We start from the raw sequence: 23821 nt of genomic DNA on the forward strand, positions 1-23821 counted from the left end.
CGCCGATCGGGCCTTTCGCGTCAAGGGGGCATGCCCGGAATGCGAGCGGCGCCGCCCGCGGCGATCGTCGACCACGCGCTCACCGCCGTGCGGCGCGGGTTTCGCGCACGGTCCGGATGCCTGCGCAATGCGAGTTGTCGCATGCGGGCGCCGGCTCGTATTCTGAAGTCGTCGGGCGGAACGGCATGGGGCCTCTGCCCATCACCGCATGCGAGCGCACGACCATGACCGCAACGACACCCACGATGAAGCTCAACCATTTGAGCTTCCCTTCGGCCGATACGCTGGCGACGGCCCGTTTCTTTGAGCGTTACCTCGGCTTCACGATCGCGGGAAGCTGGGACCAATCCTGGATCCTGAAGCGACCGGGCTTCGACGTCGTGATCGATCACGTCGGCGACGGCGTACCGGCATGGCCGACGAATTTCCACGTCGGGTTCGAACTGCCGAACCTCGAAGCCGTTCGCGCGCTGTTCGAACGCTTCAGGGACGAGGGCGTCGCGATGGAGACGGACATCTTCAACAACGGGCGCGGTTCGCGATTCTTTTGCCGGGCGCCGGGCGGCGTGATGTTCGAGCTGAACACGCGCGCGGATGCCGCGCCGGAGTATCAAGGCACGTTCGACGATTGACGCGAGCGCCGGTCGTCGCGGCCAGTGCGGCCTGCTCGAATCGTTCGGGCCGCACGGCTGTCCAGCGCCGGCCCCGGCGGAGCCGATCGAGTTCGATGGATGGGCAAGCGCGTGGCAGCGGCCCGCGCACGGGAGAACGCGGTTTTCCCCGCGCCGCTTGTTCAGACGACGAAGAAGCGCGTGGATTGACCGTGGTCGAACGTTCAGGCCGCGTATCGTGGCTTATTCCGCGTCATCCGCATGATCGTGAAAGCGCTGAAACGCACCGAGCAGTCGGGCGCGCAGCGCGGCCAGCGACGGGTCGCGCCGATCGCGCGGCCGTGCGAGGTCGACGCGGATCTCGTCGTCGACGCGCCCCGGGTTCGGCGCGAGCATCAGCACGCGATCGCCGAGATACAGCGCTTCGTCGAGATCGTGCGTGACGACGATCGCCGCCATCCGGTGCCGGTGGACGACGTCGAGCAGCAGTGTCTGCAGGCGCATCCGCGTGATCGCGTCGACCGCGCTGAACGGCTCGTCGAGCAGCAGCAGATCCGGCTCGCCGAACAGCCCGCGCGCGATCGCGGCGCGTTGGGCCATCCCGCCCGACAACGTGGCCGGCAGTTGCCGCGCGACGCCGGCCAGGCCGACTTCGTCGAGCAGGCGCGTGACGCTCGGGTCGCGGCCGCCGTGCGGGCCGGACGCGAAGCCGACGTTGTCCGCAATCGACAGCCACGGCAGCAGCCGGGGTTCCTGAAAGATCACGCCGACACGCGCCGACGGCCCGTCGAGCGCGACGCCGTCGAGCTTCGCGTTGCCGCGGAAGTGCGTGTCGAGCCCGGCGACGATCCGCAGCAGCGTGCTTTTCCCGCAGCCGCTCGGGCCGACCACGCAGACGATCTCGCCGCGCGCCACCTGGAGCGCGATATCGGCGAGGATCGTGCGATCGCCGTATTGCTTGCGGGTGATCCGCAGGTCGAGCAGCGGCGTATCGATATGCGCCGCCGTGCGCGCGGAAGCCGCGGAAGCGGTCGTGCTCATTTCGAACCCTCGCGCGACGTGCCGTCGAAGACATCGCGCCAGCCGAGCCAGCGCGACTCGACGCGGCGCATCGCGCCGTCGCTCAGCTTGCCGAGCAACGCGAGCAGCAGGATCGCGCCGAACACGAGATCGGGGCGCCCGGTTTCCCGGCCGTCGCTCAGCAGGAAGCCGAGGCCGCGCGTCGCCGCGATCAGTTCCGCGGCAACCATGAACATCCACGCGAGGCTCAGGCCGGTACGCAGGCCGGTGACGATCTGCGGCAACGCGGCCGGCAGCAGGATGCGGCGGAACAGCGCCAGCGGGCCGAGCCGGTATACCGCGCCGAGCTCGACGAGCTTGCGGTCGACGTCGCGAATGCCGGCGACCACCGCGAGGTGCACCGGGAAAAATGCGCCGATCGCGATCAGCGTGATCTTCGGCGCTTCGTCGATGCCGAGCCACAGCAGCAGCACGGGCACCCACGCGAGCGACGGAATCGCGCGCAGCGCCTGGAACGTCGGCTCGAGCAGCGCGTCGATCCGGCGGCTCAGGCCCATCGCCGCGCCGACGACGAGCGCGAGCCCGGCGCCGGCCGCAAAACCGGCCGCGACCCGCAGCGTGCTCGCGCCGACATGCCGTGCGACACGCGTGACGCCCATCCGCGCGAGCGTATCGAGGATCTCGCTCGGCGCCGGGACGAGATGGTCGGGCAGCCAGCCGCGCCGCACGACGCATTCCAGCACCACGAGCGCCGCGAACGGCAGCACGAGGCCGGCGATGCGCCACGCGCGAAGCGCATCGCGCCGGCCGGGGCGGGGCGAGACGGCGTGACGCTGCGCGAGTGCATCGCCACGGGCCGCGGTGTCCGTCATCGCGGCAACCTCACTGCGACGCGGCAACGAGCGGGCGCGCGAACGACGGATCGATCAGCGTATCGACGATCTTCGCGGGATCGACGCCCGGCTTGGTCAATTGCTCGGCCGTCAGCACCGGCGCCGCGGCTTTCAGCGCCGCGCGCTGCGCTTCGCCCGGCACCGGGTCGCTGAAATCGTTGCGCTGCAGCTGCAGCTTCGCGACCGGCAGCGACACCTTCGATTCGTCGGCCACGATCTGCGCGGTTTCGGCAGGATGCGCGACGATCCACTGGCGCGCGCGGTCGTAGACCTTCAGCACGCGCGCGACCGCCTGCGGATACTGGCCGGCGAACCCGTCGCGCACGTTCAGGAAGCCGTACGTATTGAAGGCGACGTTACGGTACAGCAGACGCGCGCCGTCGTCGAGCTGGGCCGCGGCCATGTGCGGATCGAGCCCGGCCCATGCATCGACCTGGCCGTTCGCGAGGGCCGTGCGGCCGTCCGGATGCTGCAGGTTGACGATCTCGACGTCGTCACGCGTCAGGCCGGCCGTGTGCAGCGCGCGCAGCGTGAACAGGAACGGGTCGGTGCCGCGGGTCGCGGCGATTTTCTTGCCCTTCAGGTCGGCGAGCGTGCGGATCGGCGAATCCTTGCGCACGACGAGTGCCGTCCATTCGGGGCGGGAGAACACGTAGACCGCGTGGATCGGGTTGCCGTTCGCGCGTGCGAGCACCGATGCGAGCCCGGCGGCCGAGCCGAAATCGACCGCACCGCTGTTCAGGTATTCGAGTGCGCGATTGCTGCCGAGGCTCAGCACCCAGCGAATCGACGTGCGGTCGGCCTTGAACTCGTCGTCGAGCCAGCCGAAGTGGCGGATCACGAGACTCTCGGGCGAGTAGTACGCGTAGTCGACGCGGATTTCGGCGGGCGTCGCCGCGTGCGCCTGAATCGATACGAGACCGGCAAGCGCGGCAACGACGAGGGCCGCGGATTGCCACGCGCGGGACCAGGACAGCTTCATCGGGGAATCTCCGGAAGGGCGGCAATGCGCCGCGAACAGGCAGGTGACCGACTAATGTAACGAAGCGCCCGCAATCCGTTAACGAAGAAATCCGCGTTTGAACATGCGCGCTGCTGCTAAGGGACCCGGCGGGCAACTTTATGACCCAGGCCGATTAATTTATCGCTTTATATCGCTTGGGATACGAGGGGCCGGGGAACAGAATGCCCGCTTCCGGGAGTCGACGGCTGCGCGTATCGTCGAGCCGGCATTCGCTCGATGCGATGCGATGTCGATCGCGAATGCACGCGTCAGCTCCTGCACCTTGCGAGCATCGCCGGTCATCCGGCGACCCATTAAGGAATGCGATGAGTTCAATCGATCTGAACGCGATCACGCCGGTTTCTTCCCCCATCCGCTCGGCCAGCGACGTCGCGCGGCTGATCAACACGGTCGACAGTTCGGTCAGCCATGCCCGGATGATCGTGCTGTTGGCGCTGGGCGGCGTGTTTCTCGACGCGTACGACCTGACGACGCTGTCCTACGGCATCGACGACGTCGCGCGCGAGTTCGGCCTGACGCCCGCGCTGACCGGGCTGGTCGGATCGGCGATCATGATCGGCACGATCTTCGGCAGCCTGATCGGCGGCTGGCTGACCGACCGGATCGGCCGCTACCAGGTGTTCATGGCCGACATGCTGTTCTTCGTGGTCGCGGCGCTCGCGGCCGGGCTCGCGCCGAACGTCTGGGTGCTGATCGGCGCACGCTTCGTGATGGGGCTCGGCGTCGGCATCGACCTGCCGGTCGCGATGGCGTTCCTCGCCGAATTCTCGAAGTTCAACGGGCACGGCAACAAGGCGTCGCGTCTCGCGGCGTGGTGCCCGATGTGGTACGTCGCGTCGTCGGTCTGCTTCCTGCTGATCTTCGGCTTGTACTTCCTGCTGCCGGCCGAGCACGCGGGATGGCTGTGGCGGGCGTCGCTGATCTTCGGCGCGGTGCCCGCGCTCGTCATCATCCTGTTCCGGAACCGGTTCATGAACGAATCGCCGCTGTGGGCCGCGAACCAGGGCGACCTGGCCAATGCCGCGCGCATCCTGCGCGAATCGTACGGCATTCACGCGCACGAAGCCGAGGATGCGCGCCGCGAGCCGAGCCCGCCGCCCGTGCGAATCCGCGTGCTGTTCCAGCGCCCGTATCTCGGGCGCACGATCGTCGCCAGCGTGATGAATCTGTGCATTCCGTTCGAATACACCGCGATTGCGTTCTTCCTGCCGTCGATCCTGTCGCAGTTTCTCGGCGCGGGCGTGTTCGAGACGATCGCGGCGTCGCTCGCGCTGAACGTGTTGTTCGCGTTCACCGGCGGCCTGCTCGGCATGCGCCTCGCGTATCGCTATCCGTCGCGCCATGTCGCGATCGCGGGCTTCGCGCTGCAGACGGTCGCACTCGTCGCGCTCGCGCTGGCGGGGCATCCGCACGGCGCGCTGGCGGTCGGCGTCGTGCTGCTGATGCTCGGCACGTGGCTGTTCGCCGAAGGGTTCGGGCCTGGCGCGCAGATGATGATCTATCCGACGCTGTCTTATCCGGCCGCGATCCGCGGAACCGGCGTCGGCTTCGGACGGTCGCTGTGCGGGATCGGCCAGGCGCTCGCGCTGTTCGTGCTGCCGATCCTGCAGGCCCGTCTCGGCACGGACATGTTCTGGGTTGTCGCGATCAGCGCGGTCACGCCGATCGTGTTTCTGCTGATCGTGCGCTACGAGCCGACGGCACGCGACATCGACGACGAAAGCATCGCCTGAACACCCGCCGGCGCGTGAGCGACGCCCCGAGGAAAACGCAAACGGCTTCGTCGGACCGCACGAAGCCGTTTCGTTTTGCACGGAAGACGGTCGACGCGCACGCGGGCCGACCGGCTTCCCCCTTTCACTACGCGCTGACCGCCTCCCGTTCGGCCGCGCGCTTGACCTGCTCGATGTCGCGAAACCGTGCGGCCGGATGCGTGTCCGGCAGCCGCGCGGTGCCGCCGAACAGTTTTTCGCGCAGCGTGCCCGGTGCATACGCGGTGGGGTACACGCCGCGCCGCTGCAGCTCCGGCACGAGATAACGCACGACATCCTCGAAGGTTTCGTGCGCCACCGCGTACGCGAGATTGAAGCCGTCGACGTCGGTCGCCGCCACCCATTCCTGCAGGATGTCCGCGACGGTCGCGGCCGAGCCGACGAACACCGGACCGAGTCCGCCGATGCCGCCCCACGTGGCCAGCGCCTCGATCGTCCACGCGGTGTCGCCGCCGGCCAGATGCTCCACCGCCGACACGATCGCGTTCGTTTCGACGCGCCGCACCGGATCGGCCGGCGCATACTGGCCGAAGTCGATGCCGGTCCAGCCCGACATGAACACCAGCGAGCCGTCGTACGACACGTAACGACGGTATTCGTCGAACTTGGCCTGCGCCTTCTCGTCGGTCTCGTCGACGATCACCGTGACGAGGTTGTAGATCAGCACCTTCGCCGGATCGCGCCGCGCGGCTGCTGCCTGCGCGCGCACGTCGGCCACGTAGCGCGCGAGCTGCTCGCGAGTCGGCGCGGCCACGAACACGCATTCCGCGTGCTGCGCGGCGAACGCCTTGCCGGGGCCGGACGCGCCGGCCTGGAACAGCACCGGCGTGCGCTGCGGCGACGGTTCGCACAGGTGGTAGCCGGGCACGTCGAAGAAGCGGCCCTTGTGGCCGATCTCGTGAACCTTCTCGGGATGGGTGAACACGCGGCCGTCGCGATCGCGCACCACCGCGCCGTCCTCCCAGCTGCCCTCGAACAGCTTGTACAGCACCTCGACGTATTCGGCCGCGACCGCATAGCGGTCGTCGTGCGTGCGCAGGCCGTGATCGCCGACGTTTTTCGCGCCGCTCTCCAGGTAGGACGTGACGATGTTCCACGCGAGCCGGCCCTTCGTGTGATGATCGGCCGTCGACAGCCGGCGCGCGAACGTGTACGGGTGCTCGAACGTCGTCGACGCGGTGATGCCGATGCCGAGATGCTCGGTGGCCATCGCGATCGGCGCGGCGAGCTGCAGCGGGTCGTTGACCGGAATCTGCGCGGCCTGGTGCAGCGCGTGATAGTTGCTGCCCTTGTAGACGTCGTAATAACCGATCACGTCCGCGATGAAGATCGCGTCGAAGATGCCACGTTCGAGCACGCGCGCGAGGTCGGTCCAGTAGTCGAGGTCCTTGTACTGCCACGAGCGGTCGCGCGGATGCGCCCACAGGCCGGGCGACTGGTGGCCGACGCAGTTCATCTCGAACGCGTTGAAGCGGATGGTCTTGCTCATCGCGCGGCTCCCGTTGCCGCGCCGGCGCGCCAGCCGGTTGCCTCGTGCGGCGATTCGCGGCGGCGTTCGCGCTCGAGGATCGGCCGGAGCCGGCTCGCGAGCGCGTCGTGGTCGGTGCCGGTGGAAAGGTCGGGAGCTGCGTGCGACGAAGTCATGCGGTGTTCCTCGAAGAGCGGGGCCGATTGCGCCGGGAGGCCAGTATAGGAAGCGCGGCGTGCGCGTTCCAATAACGGATTCGCAGATCGTTATCGTCGATGCGTATTACTTCGGGCACGCGGGGGCGCCCCGACGCTGACGCGTCGATTGCGATGCATCAGCACGACGTCGCCGGCGCGAAGCCGCCGTGAATCGCGCGGTCGTTTGTTATCCCAAGGAATATCGTTACGAGAATCGCTCGTTTTTCCGGCTCGCGCCGCGCTGCTAGATTGAATGCTTTCGTCATTCGACAGGAGAGTCCGATGTCAGACACGAGCGCCACGATTCAGGAGCGTCCCGCCGATGCGCAACCGCATGCCGCCCGCGTGATCGCCAACGACGCACAGGCGATCGAGGCCGCGCACGCGCTGGCGAAACGGCTCGCCGAAGGCGCGGCCGAGCGCGATCGGGACCGCCGCCTGCCGCGCGACGAAATCGAATGGTTCTCGCAGTCGGGGCTGTGGGCGATCACGGTGCCGAAGGCATACGGCGGCGCGGGCGTGTCGCATGTGACGCTGACCGAAGTCGTCAAGATCGTCGCGGCGGCCGATCCGTCGCTCGGGCAGCTGCCGCAGAATCATTTCGGGCTGGTCGACGTGATCACGCTGACTGGCACCGACGCGCAGAAGCGCCATTTCTTCGCGGAAATCCTGAGCGGCAAGCGCTTCGGCAACGGGTTCTCGGAGAAGGGCACGAAGCACGTGCTCGACCTGAAGACGCGCGTGCGCAGCGACGGCGACGACTATATCGTCGACGGGACGAAGTTCTATTCGACCGGTGCGCTGTTCGCGCATTACGTGCCGGTGCTCGGCCTCGACGACGCGCACCAGGCGTGGCTCGCATACGTGCCGCGAGCGACGCCCGGGCTGACCGTGATCGACGACTGGTCGGGATTCGGGCAGCGCACGACCGCGAGCGGCACGGTCGTGCTCGACGCGGTGCGGGTCCCGGCGTCGCACGTGCTGCCCGCGCAGCGCGTGTCGGACGTGCCGACGCTCAACGGTCCGCTGTCGCAGATCATCCAGGCCGCGATCGACGCGGGCATCGCGAAGGCGGCCATCGACGATACGCTGGCGTTCGTGCGGACCCGCACGCGCCCGTGGGTCGACAGCGGTGTCGAGCGCGCGGCCGACGATCCGCTGACGATTCGCGAGATCGGCCACCTGCACATCCAGCTGCACGCGGCCGAGGCGTTGCTCGAACGCGCGGCGCGCACGCTCGACGAGATCGCGGCGCGCGGCGACGTGACCGAAGACGACGTCGCGCGCGCATCGGTCGCGGTCGGCGAAGCGAAGGTATTGACGACCGAGATCGCGCTGCTCGCGGGCGAGAAACTGTTCGAGCTGGCCGGCACGCAGTCGACGCTCGCCGAGCACAACCTCGACCGGCATTGGCGCAACGCGCGCACGCATACGCTGCACGATCCGGTGCGCTGGAAATACCACCTCGTCGGCAACTACTACCTGAACGGCGTGCGTCCGGCGCGCCATGCGTGGAACTGAGCGGATGGCGGGGCGGCCGTCGGCGACGGCGCAGGCATTCGGATTGGCTTCCGGGTTCCAGGCCGGAAAGCAGCCAGTGGATGACCTTGTCTGTTTGCGCGGACATTCCGATGCCGGAAGGCCAGCACGTCGGATCTGTCCGCGCCGCAGGGCCTGCGCGCGGCAATCGAGCACGCGGCGGCCGAGGCCGACGTGACGCTGCGGGTGGTGGCCGAAACGAATGCGCTGAGCGTGCAGAAGGAACGGGTCGCGCGAGGTCACGGGTGGACGATTCTGCCGGCCGTCGCCGTCACGCAGGAGATCGCGCAGCGCACGCTGAGCGCGGCGCCGCTCGCGCCGCCCGGGCTGCGGCGCACGATCGTGCTGGCGGCGCCCGGCAGCCGGCAGGCGAGCGCGCCGGTTCGCTGCGTGGTCGGCGTGCTGCTCGACTGCGTGAAGACCACGTTCGAGCAGGGACACTGGCTCGACGCGCGCTGGCTTGGCTAGGCGGACCCGCGCGGTCGTACGCGTTTGTGCGTCTCGTGCGGCTGATCGGCCATCCGCATGGGCCGGACCCTTCCCTCAGGCTCTTCAGGTTTTCGAGCGAGACGCGGCGCGCCTGCCGTCCCCCGGTTTTTTACCTCCCCGAGGGATCGACTTTCGGGGCCGCGTCAACCCATCGCGACGTCTACAGGTACCAGTCGAGCGTCTTCACGATGCCTGTCTCGAAGGTTTCCGTCGGTTGCCACTGAAGTTCGCGTTCGAGCTTGCCGGCGTCGATCGCATAACGACGGTCGTGACCGAGGCGGTCGGCGACGAAGTGCTTGAGGCGCGCGTGCGGCGCGCCCTGCGGCCGCCGCACGTCGAGCAGCGAGCAGATCAGGTCGACGATGTCGGCGTTGCGCCACTCGTTGCATCCGCCGACGTTGTACGTTTCGCCGAGCGTGCCGCGCCGGATCACGGCATCGATCGCCCGGCAGTGATCGTCGACGAATAGCCAGTCGCGGACGTTCGCGCCGTCGCCGTAGAGCGGGATGGGCGTGCCGTTGACGCAGTTGCGGATCACCGTCGGGATGAACTTCTCGGCGTGCTGGCGCGGGCCGTAGTTGTTCGAGCAGTGGGTCGTCGTGACCGGCAGCCCGTATGTGTGGAAGTACGCGCGCACGAGATGGTCGGAGCCGGCCTTGCTGGCCGAATACGGCGAATTCGGCGCGTACGGCGTGGTTTCCGAGAACGGCGGATCGGTCGGGGCGAGCGATCCGTATACCTCGTCGGTGCCGATGTGATGAAAGCGGCGCGGCGCGCGCGCGTCGGCGTCGGGCCCGTTCATCCAGACCGTGCGCGCCGCCTCGAGGAGCGTCCAGGTGCCGACGACGTTCGCGCGGACGAATTCGCCGGGGCCGGTGATCGAGCGGTCGACGTGGCTCTCGGCGGCAAAGTGGACGATCGTGTCGATCGCATGGTCGCGCAACAGGCTTTCGACGAGCGGCCGGTCGCAGATGTCGCCGAGCACGAACCGGTGGCGGTCGGTGCTTTCCGCGCCCGCGAGATGGTCGAGGCTGCCGGCATACGTGAGCAGGTCGAGATTGACGATCCGGACCAGCGGATCCGTCGCGAGCAGGTGATGGACGAAGTTGGCGCCGATAAACCCGGCGCCGCCCGTGACGAGGACATGTTTCGGTCGATGGCTCATGAGGTTCGTTTCCAGGTATCGAGCACGTCGGCGAGCGCCGGGATCCAGCACGGCGCGTCGATGCCGAAATGCTCGCGAATGCGGGTGCAGTCGAGTGCGGAGTTCGCCGGCCGTGGCGCCGGCAGCGGATAGGCGGCCGTGCGGATCGGGCGCACGAGCGGTAGGCGATCGATGAGGCCGGCGCGCCGTGCCTGCGAGAAGATCGTCTCGGCGAAGCCGTGCCAGGTCGTGACGGGGGTGCCGCACAGGTGGTAGGTGCCCCAGCGCATCGCGGCGCCCGCGCGATGGCGATCCGCGATCGCGAGCAGCGCGTCGGCGACCGCGGCGGCGTGCGTCGGGCCGCCGTACTGATCGGCGACGACGGCGAGTTCGTCGCGTTCGCGTCCGAGCCGCAGCATCGTGCGCACGAAATTGCCGCCGTGCGCGCCGAATACCCACGCAATGCGGAGAATCACATGCGCATCGGGCAGCCGCTGGCGAACGGCTTCCTCGCCGGCCCATTTGGTGTGTCCGTAGACGCCGAGGGGCGCGACGTCCGCCATTTCATCGTACGCGCCTGGCGCGCGGCCGTCGAACACGTAGTCGGTCGACAGGTGCAGCAACGGGATGCCGGCCGCGGCACACGCGTCGGCGAGCGCCGCCGGGCCGGCGCAATTGGCGCGCCAGGCGGCGTCGGGTTCGGTTTCCGCGCGATCGACGGCCGTCCACGCGGCCGCATTGATCACGAGCGTCGCGTGGTGCGTGGCGAGCGCGTCACGCACCGCCTGCCGATCGGCGATGTCGAGCTGCTCGCGGGACAGCCCGATTGCCGGGCGTCCTCCCGCGCGCAGCATGAGTTCACGGCCGACCTGGCCGAGCACGCCGGTCACGAGGATCGTCATCGCGCGGCTCCGTGAAGGTCGGGCACCGCCGGCGGCCGGTCGCGCAGGCGCGGCTGCCGGAGATCCTTGTCCGACAGCTCGAACGGCACGTCGAGCGCGGGCCATTCGATGCCGATGTCGGGATCGTCCCAGCGTACGCCCGCGTCCGACGACGGATCGTAGTACGCGGTGCACTTGTACGCGAAGTCGGCCTCGTCGGACAGCACGCAGAAGCCATGCGCGAAGCCCGGCGGAATCCACAGCTGGCGATGCGACACGTCGTCGAGCACGGTGCCGAACCAGCGTCCGAGATGCGGCGAACCGGGCCGGATGTCGACCGCGACGTCGTACACGGCGCCGCGCGACACACGAACGAGCTTGCCCTGCGGATGCCGGAACTGGTAGTGCAGGCCGCGCAGCACGCCGCGCCGGGAGCGCGAGTGGTTGTCCTGCACGAAACCTGCATCGACACCTGCGTCGCGCAGCCACGACTCGCGATAGCTTTCGACGAAGAAGCCGCGCGCGTCGCCGAAGCTCGCCGGTTCGATCAGCAGCACGCCCGGCAGCGTCGTCTCGATGACGGACGTCATGCGGCGACCTCCTTGTTCAGGACGTCGAGCAGGTAACGGCCATAACCGCTTTTCGACAGCGCGTGCGCGAGCGCTTCGAGCCGTTGCGAGTCGATCCAGCCGAGCCGGTACGCGATTTCCTCGGGGCAGGCGATCTGCAGCCCCTGGCGGGCCTGCATCACCTGGATGAAATTCGCCGCGTCGAGCAGCGACTCGTGCGTGCCGGTGTCGAGCCACGCATAACCGCGGCCGAGGATCTCGACGTTCAGCTTGCCGTTCGCCAGATAGGCGCGGTTCAGGTCCGTGATCTCCAGCTCGCCGCGCGCGGACGGGCGCACCTCCTTCGCGAGGGAAACGACGTCGTTGTCGTAGAAGTAAAGCCCCGTCACCGCGTAGTGCGATTTCGGGTCGCGCGGCTTCTCCTCGAGATCGATCGCCCGCCCGTGCTCGTCGAACGATACGACGCCGTAGCGCTCCGGGTCGCGCACGTAATAACCGAACACCGTTGCGCCCGTCGTGCGCGCGGCGACGCGCTGCAGCAGCGACGACAGCGCCGGACCGTGATAGATGTTGTCGCCGAGCACGAGCGTCGCGGCGTCGTTGCCGATGAACGGCGCGCCGATCACGAAGGCCTGCGCGAGTCCGTCCGGGCTCGGCTGCACCGCGTACGAGAAATTCATGCCCCATTGTTCGCCGTCGCCGAGCAGTTGCCGGAACGCGTCGAGATCGCGCGGCGTCGAGATGATCAGGACGTCGCGGATGCCGGCCAGCATGATCGTGCTGAGCGGGTAGTAGATCATCGGCTTGTCGTACACCGGCATCAGTTGCTTTGATACCGAATGCGTGAGCGGATGGAGCCGGGTGCCGGATCCGCCCGCCAGAATCAATCCCTTACGGCCAGTCGCTGTGTGCATGATGTCCTCGCTGTCATGAAGAAGGGCGGGCCCGCGTGCGCGTCAACCCGGGTCGATGCGTCCGAACACGATCGCGAAGCCGGTCAGGTAGACCAGCGCGATCACGGCGAAACCGGCCGCGGTTGCGCGGTCCGGACTGGCGATCGCATGAAGCACGACCGACGCGATCGCCACGCCGACCAGCGAGCCGATCTGCCGGCTCGCGTTCAGCGATGCGGCGGCGAGATTCGCGTCCGCGGGGCCGGCCGACTGCATGACGACGAGATTCATCGCGGGGATGGCCTGGCCCGCACCGAAGTTCGCGATGCCGACCGCGATCGCGAGCGCCGTGTACGGGAGCGCCTCGATACCGATCAGCGCGGCGCTGCCGAGCGTGGCGAGCGTCAGGCCCGCGAGCAGCGTGCCGCGCGGACCGAGCCGCGCGCTCACGCGGGCGGACGCGAGATTGCCGATGCCGAACATCGCCATGAGCGGAAACAGCTCGAAGCCGGCGCGCAGCGCGCTTGCACCGCGCACCTGCTGCAGGTAAAGGCTCAGCAGGAAGATTTCCGCGAGGATGCCGAAATTGATCGCGAGCCCGAGCAGGCCGCCCGCGACGAAGTGCCGGTTGCGCAGCAGCGCGGGCGGCAGGATCCGGTCGCGGGCGCCACGTTCGCGCCAGACGAATGCCGCGCCGGCGGCGAACGTCACGGCCGCACCGGCGACGATGGCGGGCGAGCGCCAGCCGGCGCCCGGCCCCTCGATCAGCGTATAGCTGAGTGCCGCGAGCGCGAGCGCGCCGAGCAGATGGCCGAGCGTGTTCAGCGGGCCGGGATGGCGCGGCGAATGGCCGACATGGCGGCGCGTGAGCCACAGGCCGGCGAGCCCGACGGGGAGGTTGACCCAGAAGATCCCGCGCCAGCCGATCGCATCGACGAGGATGCCGCCGATGCAGGGCCCGATCGCCATCGCCGCCGATACCAGGGCGCCCCAGATGCCGATCATCCGTGTGCGCAGCGGTCCGGCCGGAAACGCCAGCGTGAGCAGGCTCAGCGAGCTCGGCATGAAGAGCGCGGCCCCCACGCCCTGCAGCAGCCGCGCGGCGACGAGCATGCCGCTCGTCTGCGCGGCCGCGCACAGCACCGACGCGGCGACGAACAGCGCGAGCCCGGCGACGTAGATCGCCCGCGGCCCGTAACGGTTCGCGAGCGCGCCGCCGAACAGCAGCAGCGCGGCGAAGCTGAGCGTATAGGCGTCGACGACCCAGACGAGGGCGGTCAGCGACATGTCGAGACTTGCCTGCATCGCCTTCAGCGCGACGTTCACGATGGTCACGTCGAGCATCGCCATCACGAAGCCGCAGGCAAGCGCGACCATCACGTGCACCGGCCGCGCGGCTGGCGCGCCGGCCGCACCGGCGGCGGGAGTGGTGTTCGTGCTCATGCCGCGCGCCCGCCGAGATAGAGACGCCGCATCTCGTCGCTGTCGAGCAGGTCGGCCGACGTGCCCGTCAGCGCGACGCGGCCCATCGTCAGCACCACGCCGCGATCGGCGATGCGCAGCGCCTCGATCGCGTTCTGTTCGACCATCAGCACGGCGATGTGCTCGGTATCGCGCATCCGCACGATCGCGTCGAATACCTCGTCGACCATTTTCGGCGACAGGCCGGCCGACGGCTCGTCGAGCAACAGCAGCACCGGGCGCGACATCAGCGCGCGCGCGAGCGACACGATCTGCCGCTCGCCGCCGGACAGCGCGCCCGCGGGCGACCGGTAGCGGCGCCGTAGCACCGGGTATTGCTCGCACAGCTCCTCGATCCGCGTTTCGCGGGGGAACGCGGACATCGCGTGGCCGCCGAGCATCAGGTTCTCGCGGACCGTCAGCGCGCCGAACACGTTGTCGGTCTGCGGCACGAAGCCGATGTCGTGTTCGCGGATCTTGCGGTGTACCGGCACGCGCGCGATGTCGCGGCCATGCATCGTGACCGTGCCGGCGCGGGGCAGGACGAAGCCGGCGATCGCCTTGAGGAGCGTCGATTTTCCGCAGCCGTTCGGGCCGAGGATCGTGACGATGTCGACCGGCCCGACGGACAGCGATACGCCGTGCAGGATGTCGATGTCGGCCGTGTAGCCGGCGACCAGGTCGCGAACGTCGATCATGACGCCTCCATCAGGCGGCGCGCATGGGCGCGTCCCAGGTACGCATCGAGCACGCGGCGGTTGCTTTCGAGTTCGGCGGGACGGCAGTCGGCGATCGCGGCGCCGCGATCGAGCACGATGCAGCGGTCGCACAGCTCGCGGATGAAGTGCATGTCGTGCTCGATCACGACCAGCGTGACGCCCAGCCCGCGGATGCGGCGCAGTTCGGCGACCAGTTCGCCGCGCAGGTTGGGGTGAACGCCCGCAGTCGGCTCGTCGAGCAGCAGCAGCTTCGGCTCGGTCATCATCGCGCACGCGATGCCGAGCAGTTTCTTCTGGCCGCCCGAGATCGCCGCGGCGCCCAGTTGCGCGACGTGCGCGAGCTTCAGTTCCTCGAGCAGCGCGGTGGCGCGTGCGTGCGTCGCGGTTTCCAGCGTGCGGGTCGCACGACTGCGCAGGAGCGCCGCGACGGGGCCGTGACGGGCCGACGACGCGGCCATCGCCAGTTCGAGCACCGACATGCGCGCGGGCATCGACGGCAACTGGAACGTCCGGCGGATGCCGAGCCGTGCGATCCGGTGCGGCGCAAGCGTGTCGATGCGACGCCCGGCGAAGCGGATCGCGCCGGCCGCGACGGGGGCGAAGCCCGTGATCGCGTTGAGCGCCGTGCTTTTGCCCGAGCCGTTCGGGCCGAGCAGCCCGACGATCTCGCCGTCGCCGACGGACAGCGAGAGGCCGGACAGCACCGCATTGTCGCCGTAGCGGATCGTGACGCCTTCAAGGTCGAGCAGCGCGCTCATGGATGAACCTCCAGTCGTTCCGGCACAAGGCCGCGCGGGCGCCACAGCACGCACGCGAGCAGCATCAGGCCGACGAGGCCGAGGCGCACCGCACCGGCGAGGTCGCTGCCGACGCCGAGCCAGTCCTTCAGGAACGGCGCGAACGCGTACACCGCCTGGACGATCAGCGCGCCGGCCAGCACGCCGGCGTGGCTGCCGAGCCCGCCGACCATGACGATGGTCCACAGCGCGAAGGTTTCCGACGCCACCATCGCGTCCGGGCCGACGTAGCTGATGTACCAGGTGAGCAGCGCGCCCGCGAACGCCGCGGGCAGCGCGCCCGCGACGCTCGCCCAGGTCTTCAGCGCGACCGGGTCGTAGCCGAAGCAGACGGCGAGCGCGGGCTCCTCGCGCATCACCTTCAGCGCGCGGCCGAAGCGGCCGGTGGTCAGCAGCCGGCAGGCGGCATAGGCGACGGCGAGGCCGCCGGCCGCGACGGCGAGGAACGCAAGATCGGCCCACGGCGCGCGCAATCCGGGAAAGAGCGGCGCGATGCCGCCGATACCCTGTGCGCCGCCCGTCAACCAGCCCTCGTTCAGCGCGAACGTGCGCAGGATCTCGGCGATCGCGAGCGTCGCGATGCCCCAGTAGTCGGCCGACAGGTGACGACCGAGCCGCGCGATCGCGACGGCCAGCACGCTCGCCGCGCCCGCCGCGAGCGCGAGGGCGGCCGGCAGCGGCCAGCCGAGCTGCGACGCGATGCCGGCGGCGTAGGCGCCGAGCCCCGCGAACGCCACGAAGCCGAAATTGACGAGCCCCGCGTAGCCTGCCTGCAGGTTCAGGCCGAGCGCCATCGTCGCGTACAGGCACGTGACGGTCAGCAGATGGACGATGAAACTAGACACGACGGACCTCCCCGTCGAAGAGGCCATACGGCCGGAACACGAGCACGACGAGCAGGATCGCGAACGATACCGCGCCGACGTATTCGACCGGAAAGAACGCGAGCGGCCGACCGACCAGCCCGCCGAAGTCGACGTCGAGCGCGATCGTCTCGGCCAGCGCGATCAGGAAAGCGCCGGCCGCCGCGCCGAGCGGATTGCCGAGGCCGCCGAGGATCGCGGCGGAAAACACCGGGATCAGCAGCCCGTAGCCGAGGTTGACGTGCACGCTTTCGGTCGCGCCGAGCATCGTGCCGCCGAGCGCCGCGAGCACGCCGCTGGCGAACGTGATCACGTTGGTCACGCGCTGCGCATCGATGCCCGTCGCGAGCGCGAGCGCGCGATTCGATGCGAGCGCGCGCATCGCCCGGCCGAGGCGGGTGCGGTACAGCAGCAGCGCGAACACGGCGAGCGCGACGCCACCGCACGCGATCGAAGCCGCCTGCGCGGACGACATCGCGACGCCCCCGACCATCAGCGGCGGGCGCACCGCCTGCGCGTACTGCAGCGGCCGCGAGCCGGCCGTGCCGAGCATCAGCGCGACGGCGAGCAGCGACACGGCGAGCGAGCCGATCATCGCGACCGCGCTGCCCGAGCGCAGCAGGCGCGTGAACACGAACAGGTTCAGCAGCGTCGCGGCAAGGCCGACCAGCGCGCACGAGACGGCGGTCGCGAGCGCGAACGGCATGCCGACGCGCTCGAACCCGAGGGTCGCGAACGCGCCGACCATCGCGTACTGGACGTGTGCGATGTTCGGGAAGCGAATCAGCGAGTACAGCGTCGACAGGCCGACGGAGACCAGCAACAGGTCGGACGTGCGCATCAGGACATCGATCAGGAATTGCAGCATCGCAGGCTCCCGGTGGCTACTGCGCGACGACGGATTGCCGGTACACGACCTTCTCGTACGGCTGCACCAGCCGCTGGCCGTCGGCATCGAACGCGATCGTGCCCGTCACGCCGTCATAGGGCTGGCCGGCCGCGAGTTCCGCACGCACCTTCGCCGGATCGGCCGAACGCGCGCGATTGATTGCCGCGGCGGACAGCATCGTCGCGTCGTACGCGTAGCTGCCGAAGGCCGAGCGCGGCGCCTCGTGATACGCGGCGCGATAGGCCGCCGCGTACGCGGCGGCGCTGCCGCCGAGCGCCGCGACCTCCAGGCCGATCTGCCCCTGCGCGATCTGGGCGGGGGTGTCGCTCGTGCACATCGTCAGGTAGATGCCGTACCACGGCCGCTGGTTGAGACGCATCTCGAACGCCTGCCGGTTCAACGTCGCGGCTTCCTGTCCGTACGCGCTGTACACGTAGCCGTCGGGCTGCGCACGCGACGCCTGTTCCAGCTCGCGCCGGTAGGTCGACTGGCCCTCGGTGTAGAGAACCGTCGAGACGATTGTGCCGCCGAGCGCCTCGAAACGCTTTTTGAACTCGGTGGCGATGCCCTGGCCGTAACCGTTGTTCGGCGCGATCAGTGCGACGCGCCGCAGCTTGCGGTCGTACACGTCCTGCGCGGCGAAGCGCGCGGACTGGTCGTCGAGCCCGATCGTGCTGAACGAACCCGCGCCGATCTTGCGGACCTGCTGGCTCGACGAACCGATGTTGACGTGCACGTCGCCCTGGCGCACGAGGAATTGTCCGACCGGAATCGTCACCGACGACGAGAATTCGCCGAGCACGAGCGGCACGCGCTCGACGGTCGCCAGCTTGCGGGCGGCGTCGAGCGCCGTGTTCGCGGTGCCGCCCGAATCCTCGATCCGTACCTGCAGCTTCTGCCCAAGCACGCCGCCTTGCGCATTGATCTTCGCGACCGCGAGCTCGATCCCGCGCCGCTGGTCCTCGCCGATCGACGCGCTTGCGCCGGTCAGCGGCAACACGGCGCCGACGCTGACGTCCGCATATGCAGGAAACGTTGCCCACGCGCCGAGCGCGACGCAGATCCCGAGACTCCAGCAACCCAGCTTCATTTTTGCGCTCCTGAATCGATGTTGAATCGCGTTTGAAATACAAAAGTGTCGACAGAATCACAGAACAAAAATCGTTGGCAAACATTTTTTGGACGAATCTCGAGCGGTTCGCGAAGCGCCCCGGAATTCACAAGAAAATGCGTTGTTTTAGCGCATGAAATGCACAATACGGGCGACGGTAAACACCAGCTGCGGGCACGTGCGCCAAATTGGCTCAGCGTCGAATCTTTTTGAAAAAAGTGTATACAGTCGTGAATATGGATGCTTAGAATTCAATCCACTCGACACGGAAGCGGAGGCGGTGCGATGGAAATCAAGCGTTATGGCGCGGGGGAACGGATGAGCCAGCTCGTGGTCGCGGGCGGCTTCGCGTTCATTGCCGGACAGGTGGCCGACGACACCGCGCTCGACGTCGCCGGCCAGACCCGCCAGATCCTCGACAAGATCGACCGGCTGCTCGATGGCGCGGGGCTCGACAAGCGCAGGATCGTGTCCGCGAGCATCTGGCTTGCCGATCACCGGAGCTTTGCCGACATGAACCGGGTCTGGGATGCGTGGGTGCCGCAGGGCGACGCGCCGGCGCGCGCCTGCGTGGAGTCGGCGCTCGCGTTTCCCGAATACACGGTCGAAATCGCGGCGATCGCCGCGTGCTAGCGGGGGACGCGCGATGAAGACGGTCGTGCTCGGAGGCGGCATCGTCGGTGTGACGACCGCGTACTTTCTCGCGAAGGCCGGCGACGAGGTCGTGGTGGTCGACCGGCGCGACGGCGTCGCGCTCGAGACGAGCTTCGCGAACGCGGGACTGATCGCGCCGGGGCATTCCTATACGTGGGCCTCCCCGCGCGCGCCGAAGATCCTGCTCAAGTCGCTGTTTTCGGACGGGCAGGCGTTGCGCCTGAAGTGGTCGCCGGACTGGCGGATGTGGGCGTGGTGTCGTCTGTTCCTGCGGAACTGCACGGCGGAGCGCTCGCGCCGGAACACGTCGATCAAGGTGCGGCTGTGCCGCTACGCGCAGCAGCAGCTGCAGTCCGCGACGCGCGACGAGGTGCTCGCGTACGACCGGATCAGCAGCGGCTTGCTGTATCTGTACCGCGATCCCGCATCGTTCGAGCGCGGCATCGCGAACATGCGAATTCTGTCCGAGAACGGCTTGCCGCTCGAGACGCTTGATTCGCGCGCGGTGATCGAGCGCGAGCCCGCGCTTGCCGGCGCGGCGGATGCGATCGCCGGTGCGATCTACTGTCCGTCCGACGAGAGCGGCGATGCGCACCTGTTCACCCGGGCGCTCGCCGAACGCTGCCGCGCGCTCGGTGTCGAGTTCCGTTTCGGCACCACGATCGACGGCATGCGCGCGAGCGCGGACGCGGTGGACTACGTGCAGACGTCGCAGGGCCGCGTGAGCGGCGACCGCTACGTGCTTGCGCTCGGCGCGTACTCGCCGTTCGTCGCGCGCGGGCTCGGCTACCGCTTGCCGATCTATCCGGTGAAAGGCTATTCGGTCACGCTGCCGATCGATGCACGCCACGAACCGCCGACGCTCGGCGGCGTCGAGGAAAACCAGCTCGTCGCATGGGCGCGGTTCGGCGACCGGCTGCGCCTGACCGCGACGGCCGAATTCAGCGGCTACGACACGACCCACACGCCCGCGGACTTCGCGCACATGCTGGCGACCGCGCGGGCGCTGTTTCCGAACGGCGCCGACTACACGAAGCCGTCGTACTGGGCCGGATTGCGGCCGATGACGCCGGAGGGCACGCCGATCATCGGTGCGACCCGCCATCGCAATCTCTTTCTCAACACCGGGCACGGCCACATGGGCTGGACGATGTCGTGCGGTACCGCGAAAATCGTCGCCGACCTGATCCACGGCCGGCAACCCGACATCGACATTACCGGGATGACACTCCAGTGAGCGAACTTCTTACGACCCCCATGCAGCAGGATGCCGGTTCGTACGCGCGCTTCGGCTTCTCGCTCGATGCGGGCATCGCGCGCCGCGCGGCGATCGGGCTCGTCGTGCTCGCGACCGACCATACGATCGAATACGAATGGCGGCGCGTGCTCGCGCTCGACGGCGTCGCGTTCTACGAGAGCCGGATCGCGAACTCCGCCGACATCACCGCGGAGACGCTCGCGCGGATGGACGGCGGGATCGCGGCGGCCGTCGAGCTGATTCGCCCCGGCGAGCGCCTCGACGTGGTCGCGTTCGGCTGCACGTCCGCGTCGACGGTGCTCGGCGAGGAGCGCGTGTTCGAGCGGATCCGCGAAGCGCGGCCGGGCGTCGCGTGCACGACGCCGATCACCGCGGCACGGGTCGCGCTCGGTGCGCTGGGCGCGCGCGGCGTCGCGCTGCTCACGCCGTACGAGCGCTCGATCAACGAAGCCATGGCCGCCTACCTGCGCGCACGTGGCGTCGACGTCGTCAGGGCGGGCTCGTTCGAGCATCGCGACGACAACGAGGTGGCGCGGATCGACCGCGCGTCGATCGAGCGCGCGGTGCTCGCGCTGGCCGCCGATCCGGCGGTGGACGCGGTGTTCGTGTCGTGCACGAGCCTCCGGCTCGTCGACGCGCTCGCGGAGATCGAGGCGCGCGCCGGCAAGCCGGTCCTGTCGAGCAATCACGCGCTTGCGTGGCATGCGCTGCGGCTCGCGGGCGTCGACGATCCGGTGCCGGGTTTCGGGCGCCTGTTGATGCAATGACGGTGGCCGCAGCACCCGAGGCGCCCGCAGGCCGGTTCATGGCCGATAATGACGGTCGCCGACAGACGAAGGAGGAGGCGAAATGGCAGCGAATTCCGTGCTTGGCGGCCGCGAGACACTGGCGCCGAAACGCGCGGGCCTGACGGTCAACGAGATTTACGAGCAGTTGAAGCAGATGGCCGTGCTGTACAAGATCCGGCCGGGCGAGCGGGTCAACGAGCTTGAACTGGCGGAGCGGTTCGACGTCAGCCGCACGCCGATCCGGGAAGCACTGAACCGTCTCGTCGCGGAGAACCTGCTGGTCTTCGTGCCGAATCGCGGATTCTTCATCCGCCAACTGGAAGGGAAAGACGTGTTCGATCTCTTTGAGCTGAGGCGTTCGATCGAGTCGACCGCGGTGATGCTCGCATGCGAGCGGGCGTCCGACAACGACATCAAGACCCTGCGCCGCTTCTGGCGGCAGGTGATGAAGAGCGCATCGCGGATGCCGTCGTCGGAGCTCGTCCTGAAGGACGAACTGTTTCACCTGGAGCTTGCCGCGCTGTCGGGCAATGCGGAGATCGGACGCGTGCTGCAGGGCATCAACGCGCGGATTCACTACGTGCGGTGGGTCGACGTCGATCAGCGGCGCGACGAGGCCTTCACCGAGCACCTGGAGATCCTGGACGCGCTCGCCGCGCGCGACACGGAACGTTGCGTTGCATTGACCGACACGCACATCCGCTGGCGGATGGAGGAAATCACGCGGGTCGTGGAAGCGAGCGTCGTCAAGCTGTACGCGAAATAACGGGCGGCCCGCGATGCACGCGTGCATCGCGAGGCCGTACCGACGAGACGCAAGGCAAAGGAGGACGGGCCGCCCGCAACCCGGTGCGGCGCATCGCCACGCTTTCGTTACGAGGTGCCGTCATGAAACATGGCACGCTGGTCACGTTGTACAAGCCGTCCGCGGCGCAGATCGATCATTTGCTGGGCTTGCCCGCGTACAGTCCGGCCGTCGTTGCCGTCGACAACTCGCCGGTCGTCGATCGCGAACTGCACGCGCGGCTCGCCGCGCGCGGCGTCGACGTGGTTGCGAACCACAACCGCGGCGGGATCGCCGGCGCGTTCAACGCCGGCGTGGAGTTTCTGATCCGCCGCGGTTGCGACGTCTTCTTCATCTTCGACCAGGATTCGACCGTGCCCGCCGACTATTTCGAGCGGATGCTCGCGGGGTGCGCGACGATCGGGGATACGCGCTTTCTGGTCGGGCCGCGGATCTTCAACCGCAACTTCCGGCGCAACCTGCCGCTCTTCACCGTGGGCCGCTGGTCCGCGCGGATCACGCCGATCGGCGACGGCGCGCACGGCTTGCTGCCGTGCTCGGTGATCATCTCGTCCGGCACCGCGATTTCGCTCGACGCCTATCGCGCCCTCGGGCGGTTTCGCGAGGATTTCTTCATCGACCATGTCGATGCCGAGTACTGCATGCGTGCGCAGGCGAACGGCGTGCCGGTGCGCGTGAACGCGGACGTGTCGCTGCCGCACGAACTCGGCAGTCCGTCGGCCCGGCAGCACTGGCCGCGCGTCGAGATCTTCGACCAGAGCGCACTGCGCCACTACTACGCGGCCCGCAATTGCATCCTGGTCGCCCGCGACTACTGGCGCCGCTATCCGGCCATGCTGCTGATCAACCTGATCACGCTGAAGCACGTGGCGTTCATCCTGCTGCATGCCCGCGACAAGCGAACCAAGCTGCACGCGATTCTGTGCGGCGTGACGGACGGGCTGCGCGGCCGGTACGGCAGGGTCTGAATCAACGTATGACGACGTGCGAAATATCGTTTCATGATTTATGTAATCCTAAATAATAGAGGCGGACAAGATGATTCACGACACGCAGGCCACTCGCCGCTATACGGGCGCGTTTTCCGTCGCGCCGACCATTTTCACCGAATCGGGCGAACTGGACCTGGAAGGGCAGATGCGTTGCGTCGACTTCATCATCGACGCGGGCGCCGACGGGCTGTGCATCCTCGCGAACTACTCGGAGCAGTTCTCGCTGTCCGACGACGAACGCGAGCGGCTCACCGGGATGATCCTCGAGCACGTCGCGGGGCGGGTGCCCGTGATCGTGACCACGACCCACTTCAATCCGGTGATCTGCGCGGCACGCAGCCGGCGCGCACAGGCGGCCGGTGCGGCGATGGTGATGATCATGCCGCCGTATCACGGCGCGACGATCCGCTGCGGCGAGGCGGCGATCGGCGCGTTCTTCTCGGAGGTTTCCGACGCGATCGACATTCCGATCATGTACCAGGACGCGCCGATGAGCGGCACGCAGGTATCGGCGGCGTTCCTCGCGCGGCTCGCGCGCACGATTCCGAACCTGCGCTATTTCAAGATCGAGGTGCCGCAGTCGGCGGCGAAGCTGCGCGAGCTGATCGCGCTCGGCGGCGACGCGATCGAGGGGCCGTGGGACGGCGAGGAGGCGATCACGCTGCTCGCCGATCTCGACGCGGGCGCGACCGGCAGCATCCTCGGCGGTGGGTATCCGGACGGCCTGCAGCCGATACTGGCCGCCTATCGCGCCGGCCGTCGCGACGAGGCGGTGGCCGGCTACGAGAAGTGGCTGCCGCTCATCAACTATGAAAACCGCCAGGCCGGGCTGCTCGCCTGCAAGGCGCTGATGAAGGCGGGCGGCGTGATCGCGTCGGACGCGCCGCGGCGCCCGCTAATGCCGCTGCACCCGCAGACGCGCGCGGGCCTCGTGGAGATCGCGCGGCGGCTCGACGCGTGCGTGCTGCGCTGGGCGCGCTGACG

25 protein-coding genes are annotated in these 23821 nt (G+C 68.6%); 10 read left to right on the plus strand and 15 right to left on the minus strand.

From position 1 onward, the window contains the following. Positions 1-245 precede the first annotated feature (245 nt). Entirely contained in the window at positions 246-632 is a 387-nt protein-coding gene (locus AC1VVG_RS32350; protein ID WP_226229864.1) for a VOC family protein, read from the plus strand. Positions 633-854: 222 nt separating this feature from the next. On the opposite strand, the gene AC1VVG_RS32355 is transcribed toward AC1VVG_RS32350, so the two are convergent. Genes AC1VVG_RS32355 through AC1VVG_RS32365 form a run of 3 tightly spaced genes read right to left on the minus strand, consistent with a single transcriptional unit; the run spans position 855 to position 3506 of the window. After that, the gene (locus AC1VVG_RS32355) at positions 855-1652 is read right to left on the minus strand and encodes an ABC transporter ATP-binding protein (protein ID WP_482837468.1); all 798 of its coding nucleotides are present in this window, start codon (positions 1650-1652) and stop codon (positions 855-857) included. After that, positions 1649-2503 carry an ABC transporter permease gene (locus AC1VVG_RS32360; RefSeq protein WP_482837469.1) on the minus strand — a complete coding sequence of 285 codons (855 nt, stop codon included), beginning with the start codon at positions 2501-2503 and terminating at the stop codon, positions 1649-1651. The genes AC1VVG_RS32355 and AC1VVG_RS32360 overlap by 4 nt, the downstream gene beginning before the upstream one ends. Before the next feature lie 10 nt (positions 2504-2513). Next, on the minus strand, positions 2514-3506 hold the full coding sequence (locus tag AC1VVG_RS32365) for an aliphatic sulfonate ABC transporter substrate-binding protein (RefSeq protein WP_034192079.1): 993 nt from the start codon (positions 3504-3506) through the stop codon (positions 2514-2516). Between the two features lie 347 nt (positions 3507-3853). Here AC1VVG_RS32365 and AC1VVG_RS32370 point away from each other — a divergent pair, with 347 nt between their 5' ends. Beyond that, entirely contained in the window at positions 3854-5281 is a 1428-nt protein-coding gene (locus AC1VVG_RS32370) for an MFS transporter (protein WP_034192080.1), read from the plus strand. 127 nt (positions 5282-5408) lie between these two features. On the opposite strand, the gene AC1VVG_RS32375 is transcribed toward AC1VVG_RS32370, so the two are convergent. Both AC1VVG_RS32375 and AC1VVG_RS32380 read right to left on the minus strand, forming a co-directional pair. Then, positions 5409-6809: an LLM class flavin-dependent oxidoreductase gene (locus AC1VVG_RS32375; protein WP_059560900.1), complete on the minus strand. Its 1401-nt coding sequence runs from the start codon at positions 6807-6809 to the stop codon at positions 5409-5411. After that, positions 6806-6964: a hypothetical protein gene (locus tag AC1VVG_RS32380; RefSeq protein ID WP_376698771.1), complete on the minus strand. Its 159-nt coding sequence runs from the start codon at positions 6962-6964 to the stop codon at positions 6806-6808. The genes AC1VVG_RS32375 and AC1VVG_RS32380 overlap by 4 nt, the downstream gene beginning before the upstream one ends. Before the next feature lie 303 nt (positions 6965-7267). Between AC1VVG_RS32380 and AC1VVG_RS32385 the strand changes: the two genes are divergently transcribed. Further along, positions 7268-8506, plus strand: coding sequence for an SfnB family sulfur acquisition oxidoreductase (locus AC1VVG_RS32385; RefSeq protein ID WP_124669453.1), 1239 nt, complete (start codon positions 7268-7270; stop codon positions 8504-8506). Between the two features lie 153 nt (positions 8507-8659). Beyond that, positions 8660-8992, plus strand: coding sequence for a LysR substrate-binding domain-containing protein (locus AC1VVG_RS32390; protein ID WP_482837643.1), 333 nt, complete (start codon positions 8660-8662; stop codon positions 8990-8992). 181 nt (positions 8993-9173) lie between these two features. Here AC1VVG_RS32390 and rfbB read toward each other — a convergent pair whose 3' ends face one another. Genes rfbB through AC1VVG_RS32440 form a run of 10 tightly spaced genes read right to left on the minus strand, consistent with a single transcriptional unit; the run spans position 9174 to position 18319 of the window. Continuing rightward, entirely contained in the window at positions 9174-10178 is a 1005-nt protein-coding gene (gene rfbB, locus AC1VVG_RS32395; protein WP_034192083.1) for a dTDP-glucose 4,6-dehydratase, read from the minus strand. Next, positions 10175-11059, minus strand: a complete 885-nt coding sequence (rfbD, locus tag AC1VVG_RS32400) for a dTDP-4-dehydrorhamnose reductase (protein WP_482837470.1) — start codon at positions 11057-11059, stop codon at positions 10175-10177. Before rfbD ends, rfbB begins: the two co-directional genes overlap by 4 nt. Continuing rightward, positions 11056-11628, minus strand: a complete 573-nt coding sequence (gene rfbC, locus AC1VVG_RS32405; protein WP_049029918.1) for a dTDP-4-dehydrorhamnose 3,5-epimerase — start codon at positions 11626-11628, stop codon at positions 11056-11058. Before rfbC ends, rfbD begins: the two co-directional genes overlap by 4 nt. Beyond that, on the minus strand, positions 11625-12521 hold the full coding sequence (rfbA, locus tag AC1VVG_RS32410; protein ID WP_059560909.1) for a glucose-1-phosphate thymidylyltransferase RfbA: 897 nt from the start codon (positions 12519-12521) through the stop codon (positions 11625-11627). Before rfbA ends, rfbC begins: the two co-directional genes overlap by 4 nt. Before the next feature lie 42 nt (positions 12522-12563). Further along, on the minus strand, positions 12564-13943 hold the full coding sequence (locus tag AC1VVG_RS32415; RefSeq protein WP_482837471.1) for an MFS transporter: 1380 nt from the start codon (positions 13941-13943) through the stop codon (positions 12564-12566). Continuing rightward, positions 13940-14659 (minus strand): ABC transporter ATP-binding protein, encoded by a 720-nt coding sequence (locus AC1VVG_RS32420; protein WP_034192088.1) that lies wholly within the window; start codon positions 14657-14659, stop codon positions 13940-13942. Before AC1VVG_RS32420 ends, AC1VVG_RS32415 begins: the two co-directional genes overlap by 4 nt. Further along, positions 14656-15438: an ABC transporter ATP-binding protein gene (locus AC1VVG_RS32425; protein WP_482837472.1), complete on the minus strand. Its 783-nt coding sequence runs from the start codon at positions 15436-15438 to the stop codon at positions 14656-14658. The genes AC1VVG_RS32420 and AC1VVG_RS32425 overlap by 4 nt, the downstream gene beginning before the upstream one ends. Beyond that, positions 15435-16322 carry a branched-chain amino acid ABC transporter permease gene (locus tag AC1VVG_RS32430; RefSeq protein WP_226252993.1) on the minus strand — a complete coding sequence of 296 codons (888 nt, stop codon included), beginning with the start codon at positions 16320-16322 and terminating at the stop codon, positions 15435-15437. The genes AC1VVG_RS32425 and AC1VVG_RS32430 overlap by 4 nt, the downstream gene beginning before the upstream one ends. Beyond that, on the minus strand, positions 16315-17208 hold the full coding sequence (locus AC1VVG_RS32435; RefSeq protein WP_059560921.1) for a branched-chain amino acid ABC transporter permease: 894 nt from the start codon (positions 17206-17208) through the stop codon (positions 16315-16317). Before AC1VVG_RS32435 ends, AC1VVG_RS32430 begins: the two co-directional genes overlap by 8 nt. 16 nt (positions 17209-17224) lie before the next feature. Then, positions 17225-18319 (minus strand): ABC transporter substrate-binding protein, encoded by a 1095-nt coding sequence (locus AC1VVG_RS32440; RefSeq protein ID WP_049032445.1) that lies wholly within the window; start codon positions 18317-18319, stop codon positions 17225-17227. 306 nt (positions 18320-18625) lie between these two features. On the opposite strand from AC1VVG_RS32440, the gene AC1VVG_RS32445 reads away from it, so the two are divergent. The 6 genes from AC1VVG_RS32445 (at position 18626) to AC1VVG_RS32470 (ending at position 23819) form a co-directional block, all read left to right on the plus strand. Further along, entirely contained in the window at positions 18626-18973 is a 348-nt protein-coding gene (locus AC1VVG_RS32445) for a RidA family protein (protein ID WP_034192093.1), read from the plus strand. A 13-nt stretch (positions 18974-18986) separates the two neighbouring features. Beyond that, a complete protein-coding gene (locus tag AC1VVG_RS32450; protein ID WP_049032443.1) occupies positions 18987-20231 on the plus strand; it encodes a D-amino acid dehydrogenase in 1245 nt (414 codons plus the stop codon). Between the two features lie 20 nt (positions 20232-20251). Next, complete coding sequence (locus tag AC1VVG_RS32455; RefSeq protein WP_034192095.1) at positions 20252-21019, plus strand: maleate cis-trans isomerase family protein; 768 nt, start codon at positions 20252-20254, stop codon at positions 21017-21019. An 82-nt stretch (positions 21020-21101) separates the two neighbouring features. After that, positions 21102-21806, plus strand: coding sequence for a GntR family transcriptional regulator (locus AC1VVG_RS32460; RefSeq protein WP_034192096.1), 705 nt, complete (start codon positions 21102-21104; stop codon positions 21804-21806). A gap of 122 nt (positions 21807-21928) precedes the next feature. After that, on the plus strand, positions 21929-22813 hold the full coding sequence (locus tag AC1VVG_RS32465; protein WP_482837473.1) for a glycosyltransferase family 2 protein: 885 nt from the start codon (positions 21929-21931) through the stop codon (positions 22811-22813). Between the two features lie 70 nt (positions 22814-22883). Next, positions 22884-23819 carry a dihydrodipicolinate synthase family protein gene (locus tag AC1VVG_RS32470; protein WP_482837474.1) on the plus strand — a complete coding sequence of 312 codons (936 nt, stop codon included), beginning with the start codon at positions 22884-22886 and terminating at the stop codon, positions 23817-23819. Positions 23820-23821 lie beyond the last annotated feature (2 nt).

The sequence above is a fragment of the Burkholderia sp. L-4 genome (genome assembly GCF_056856535.1).

Coding starts and splice junctions, on each gene's coding strand:
- AC1VVG_RS32350 (WP_226229864.1), top strand. CDS start 246: ATGAAGCTCAACCATTTGAGCTTCCCTTCGGCCGATACGCTGGCGACG.
- AC1VVG_RS32355 (WP_482837468.1), bottom strand. CDS start 1,652: ATGAGCACGACCGCTTCCGCGGCTTCCGCGCGCACGGCGGCGCATATC.
- AC1VVG_RS32360 (WP_482837469.1), bottom strand. CDS start 2,503: ATGACGGACACCGCGGCCCGTGGCGATGCACTCGCGCAGCGTCACGCC.
- AC1VVG_RS32365 (WP_034192079.1), bottom strand. CDS start 3,506: ATGAAGCTGTCCTGGTCCCGCGCGTGGCAATCCGCGGCCCTCGTCGTT.
- AC1VVG_RS32370 (WP_034192080.1), top strand. CDS start 3,854: ATGAGTTCAATCGATCTGAACGCGATCACGCCGGTTTCTTCCCCCATC.
- AC1VVG_RS32375 (WP_059560900.1), bottom strand. CDS start 6,809: ATGAGCAAGACCATCCGCTTCAACGCGTTCGAGATGAACTGCGTCGGC.
- AC1VVG_RS32380 (WP_376698771.1), bottom strand. CDS start 6,964: ATGACTTCGTCGCACGCAGCTCCCGACCTTTCCACCGGCACCGACCAC.
- AC1VVG_RS32385 (WP_124669453.1), top strand. CDS start 7,268: ATGTCAGACACGAGCGCCACGATTCAGGAGCGTCCCGCCGATGCGCAA.
- rfbB (WP_034192083.1), bottom strand. CDS start 10,178: ATGAGCCATCGACCGAAACATGTCCTCGTCACGGGCGGCGCCGGGTTT.
- rfbD (WP_482837470.1), bottom strand. CDS start 11,059: ATGACGATCCTCGTGACCGGCGTGCTCGGCCAGGTCGGCCGTGAACTC.
- rfbC (WP_049029918.1), bottom strand. CDS start 11,628: ATGACGTCCGTCATCGAGACGACGCTGCCGGGCGTGCTGCTGATCGAA.
- rfbA (WP_059560909.1), bottom strand. CDS start 12,521: ATGCACACAGCGACTGGCCGTAAGGGATTGATTCTGGCGGGCGGATCC.
- AC1VVG_RS32415 (WP_482837471.1), bottom strand. CDS start 13,943: ATGAGCACGAACACCACTCCCGCCGCCGGTGCGGCCGGCGCGCCAGCC.
- AC1VVG_RS32420 (WP_034192088.1), bottom strand. CDS start 14,659: ATGATCGACGTTCGCGACCTGGTCGCCGGCTACACGGCCGACATCGAC.
- AC1VVG_RS32425 (WP_482837472.1), bottom strand. CDS start 15,438: ATGAGCGCGCTGCTCGACCTTGAAGGCGTCACGATCCGCTACGGCGAC.
- AC1VVG_RS32435 (WP_059560921.1), bottom strand. CDS start 17,208: ATGCTGCAATTCCTGATCGATGTCCTGATGCGCACGTCCGACCTGTTG.
- AC1VVG_RS32440 (WP_049032445.1), bottom strand. CDS start 18,319: ATGAAGCTGGGTTGCTGGAGTCTCGGGATCTGCGTCGCGCTCGGCGCG.
- AC1VVG_RS32445 (WP_034192093.1), top strand. CDS start 18,626: ATGGAAATCAAGCGTTATGGCGCGGGGGAACGGATGAGCCAGCTCGTG.
- AC1VVG_RS32450 (WP_049032443.1), top strand. CDS start 18,987: ATGAAGACGGTCGTGCTCGGAGGCGGCATCGTCGGTGTGACGACCGCG.
- AC1VVG_RS32455 (WP_034192095.1), top strand. CDS start 20,252: ATGCAGCAGGATGCCGGTTCGTACGCGCGCTTCGGCTTCTCGCTCGAT.
- AC1VVG_RS32460 (WP_034192096.1), top strand. CDS start 21,102: ATGGCAGCGAATTCCGTGCTTGGCGGCCGCGAGACACTGGCGCCGAAA.
- AC1VVG_RS32465 (WP_482837473.1), top strand. CDS start 21,929: ATGAAACATGGCACGCTGGTCACGTTGTACAAGCCGTCCGCGGCGCAG.
- AC1VVG_RS32470 (WP_482837474.1), top strand. CDS start 22,884: ATGATTCACGACACGCAGGCCACTCGCCGCTATACGGGCGCGTTTTCC.